Origin of the sequence: Edaphobacter sp., from assembly GCF_035532915.1 — a bacterium.
In the GTDB taxonomy this organism is placed as follows: Bacteria; Acidobacteriota; Terriglobia; order Terriglobales; family Acidobacteriaceae; genus Edaphobacter.
The window spans coordinates 1-2,643 of record NZ_DATKQC010000050.1; the positions used below are offsets into that span (position 1 = coordinate 1).

Genomic DNA, 2,643 nt, shown 5'->3' on the forward strand with positions numbered 1-2,643 from the left:
AGGCGTTGCTGGCATGGTCCGACCATCAAATTGGACTCGACGTTGCCTTGATCGATGGAGACACCGTTTCCGAAACCAATTGCGTTCGCCAGCCGTTTACGCGCAATGAGATTGGGCTGAACAAGGCCACCGTGCTCGTCAGCCGCGTCAATCTCTTCTGGGGACTCGACTGGGAAGCCTACCCGGTGTTTCTCTCGAAAAAGAACATCACCTTGCTGGAACGCATGAACTTTGTCATCGGATGTGTTGATACGAAGGCGGGAAGGAACCTGATTCATCACGGCCTGGCGAAGGGTGAGGATGCCTTTGCCGATTATTGGCTCGACCTCGGCAATCGCGCCCATTCCGGTCAATTCGTTCTCGGGCAACCTCGCACAAAAGCCGGAGAGAAACATCTCCCCACAGTTGCGGAACTCTATCCGGAAAGCGTCGATACGACCACGCCGGAAGACGATCTCCCCAGCTGCAGCGCCGAGGAAGCGCTCCAGCGGCAGGAGCCCTTCATCAACCAGACCCTCGCTATGCACGCGCTGGCCATGCTGACACAACTGCTTCGGTACAACGAGATCAGCTATCACGGCGGCTTCGTCAATGCCAAAAGTGGAATCGTCCAACCGATCCCCGTGCCGGCGTCGGATTGTAAACCGCGCCTCCACAGTATTGCTCCGATGGTGGAATTGGAAGGCACGCTGGCTTGAGGTGCTAGCGCCGCAAGGCATAGGGGTTCAAGTCCCCTCCTCCGCACCAATCTGAAAGTAAAGCACTTAGAGGCCAACCGGAAACGGTTGGCCTCTTGTATTTTTGGCGACTGTGGCAGTTTTTGTGGCAGTTGTAGGAGAACTGCTATCTCAGCAAGGCTCCAACGCAGGCCAATACTGTTCCCTGTGGAGAAGGCGTTGATAGGGCTTGCTGCGCAGTTCAGGGGCTTACTCATTTCTTTCGACACAATAAGCTAATGAACGTACAACATAAAAAGCTAATTTCGGTGCATGGTTGAGGGCGTGTGCGTAAAGGGTTCGCAGGTGAAACCTTGCGGGCTGTGCCAGAGGCTTCCTCATGACTACCCCCCGTGCAACCGAAATCTAAGCTTGCGCTACGAGTTCCACGAATGCCCGGAATCGCCCTTCGATATCCGTGGCAGAGGTCGCTGGGTAGCCGAGCTGGCCGGCCAATACTTCAAGCTCCGCCTGCCACTCTGCGGGGATTCGAACGGTCGGCGGAAAGTCATGCGTGGCGCGTTCGGCGAAGACCTGTTCGGCTGCGGCGTGTACCGCCTTCACATCCAACTTACCGAGCAGGTCGATCAACAGGATGTCGAGGACATCACGGGCACGACCTGCTGAGTAGGGTCCGGTGCAGGCGTGCAACTTTTGGGCAACCTGTTCACTCAGATTCAGGCACCGAACCGGAGACGGCACCCGCAATCCCATTGCGGCAAATCCACGAATCATAGGCACTACGAGTTCTACTGCTCCTCGGCCTGACGCTCCAAGATCGACCTCGATTGTCTGCCATGCACGGGTGCGATATCGGATGGCGAGTTCCAGCCGCACCGCGTCCACCTTGTCCATGTTCAAGGGCTTCCCTTTCAAGAGAAAGGTGAAATCGTCGAAGCCGAGCGCCACGGCATCCTGAAATACCCGCAACCGCTTCGTCCGATCGACTGGCACACCGATGTCGATGTCTTTGGTGGCGCGTGCTCCCTCCGCAAACCTGAGTTCAAGGGCAACGCCGCCTTTCAGGTCGTAGCTATCCAGAATGCCTTCGTTCACCGCACGTTCCAAAACACCGCATAGTGCCAGAAAGGAAACCCAGCGCCGAAGACGCTCCTGCGCCAAGCCCTGCTCTTTGGCGACTCGGGCCAATGTCTTTTCGAGGCGTTCAACTGGTCGCGGCTTCATACACCTTCACCTGGCTTCCGTTCGTTGATGGTGAAGGTGCAAGAGAAGTCTGCGAAATGGATCTCCGAAGGCTGCTTGCCTCAGCACTGTTGAGCAGCCCCTCGCGGACAGCATCGCCGACGGACTGCCGAGCAACGTCGATTCTGTGTGTCGCCAAGAGAACATCCATGATGGTACGGCTCACCGTGGTAACGGGCAGTCCTTCATGCTCTCCGATATCTTGGGGAGATAGATTGGCTCTATGGATCGCTACCCACTCCGGGCACTTCCGACGTAGCCTTGCCGACGTTGGAACCGTAAGGTTCACACGCGATGGATTCGCGTCAGAGATTCCATAGAGAAGCAATGCCGTCTCGTGTGAGAGGGCGATGCGCTCTGGTCCCTGGCTGGCCTTCGCCCACAGCACGGCCTCGCGGTACTGAGCGAGGCGGTCTGCCGGATAATGAGCGATCCGGTAGACGCCCCTTGTCATACGTTCCAATCGGCCACGTTGCGCCAGACGAACCAAGACAGAATCTTGTATGCCGGCGGCGCGCGCCTCTCTCGAAGTGAGCAGACCATCATGCTCTTCGGCGATTGCAAACAGCTCGTCCATGCGGGTACGCGACATTTATTGATTTTGCCCCATTGTGTTCTCCTTGTCAATATAGTTCCATTATTGAATGATATTGACATGCTCGCATCGCTCAGGGAACGGCTCGGCGATTCTGCGTAAATCGAGAATCCAACCGAGCTTCTAGTG

The 2,643-nt window shown here is 56.6% G+C and carries 3 protein-coding genes; 1 reads left to right on the forward strand and 2 read right to left on the reverse strand.

What is annotated here, in order from left to right; translation table 11 throughout:
* Positions 1 to 698, forward strand: a 698-nt coding sequence (locus VMU57_RS02530) for a PRTRC system ThiF family protein (RefSeq protein ID WP_325380464.1), incomplete at its 5' end; no start/stop codon positions are given.
* Between the two features lie 384 nt (positions 699 to 1,082).
* On the opposite strand, the gene VMU57_RS02535 is transcribed toward VMU57_RS02530, so the two are convergent.
* Positions 1,083 to 1,901 (reverse strand): nucleotidyl transferase AbiEii/AbiGii toxin family protein, encoded by an 819-nt coding sequence (locus VMU57_RS02535; protein WP_325380465.1) that lies wholly within the window; start codon positions 1,899 to 1,901, stop codon positions 1,083 to 1,085.
* Complete coding sequence (locus VMU57_RS02540; protein WP_325380467.1) at positions 1,882 to 2,511, reverse strand: type IV toxin-antitoxin system AbiEi family antitoxin domain-containing protein; 630 nt, start codon at positions 2,509 to 2,511, stop codon at positions 1,882 to 1,884. The genes VMU57_RS02535 and VMU57_RS02540 overlap by 20 nt, the downstream gene beginning before the upstream one ends.
* Positions 2,512 to 2,643: the final 132 nt, after the last annotated feature.